The 438-nt window shown below is 66.0% G+C and carries 1 protein-coding gene and 1 pseudogene; both read left to right on the top strand.

Annotated elements, in window-relative coordinates; translation table 11 throughout:
- Nucleotides 1–210, top strand: a 210-nt coding sequence (locus TW83_RS13335) for a hypothetical protein (RefSeq protein WP_045983271.1), incomplete at its 5' end; no start/stop codon positions are given.
- Nucleotides 211–222: 12 nt separating this feature from the next.
- Nucleotides 223–438, top strand: a pseudogene (locus TW83_RS13330) (cytochrome o ubiquinol oxidase subunit III); the annotation flags it as partial.

Raw genomic sequence — 438 nt, 5'->3', positions numbered from 1 at the left:
ACGGGCGTGATCCTGGCGGGTGCTGCGACGGTCTGCGGCTTTGCGCTGGTCTGGTACATCTGGTGGCTGGCGGCGGCGTCCTTCATCGGCATGATCGCCGTGGCGATCGCCCATACCTTCAACTATGACCGCGACTTCCACATTCCGGCCGAAGAGGTTGCACGGACCGAGGCCGCGCGCGACCGCCAGCTGGCGGCGCTTGGCGCCTGATCGGAGGACATGATGACACCCGCGACCGCAACCGACGTCCAGTACTGGGACACCGAACCCCATCACCACGAGGAGGGGGCCTCGACGACCATCGGGTTCTGGATCTACCTGATGAGCGACTGCCTGATGTTCGCCGTCCTCTTCGCCGTCTTCGGCGTCCTGGGGCAAAGCTATGCCGCGGGCCCCGGTCCGCAGGCGCTGTTCGAACTGCACCTGGTCGCCATCAAC

Source organism: Paracoccus sp. S4493, from assembly GCF_000967735.1.
Taxonomy (GTDB): Bacteria; Pseudomonadota; Alphaproteobacteria; order Rhodobacterales; family Rhodobacteraceae; genus Paracoccus; species Paracoccus marcusii.
This window is presented reverse-complemented; position numbering and strand designations above follow the sequence as displayed.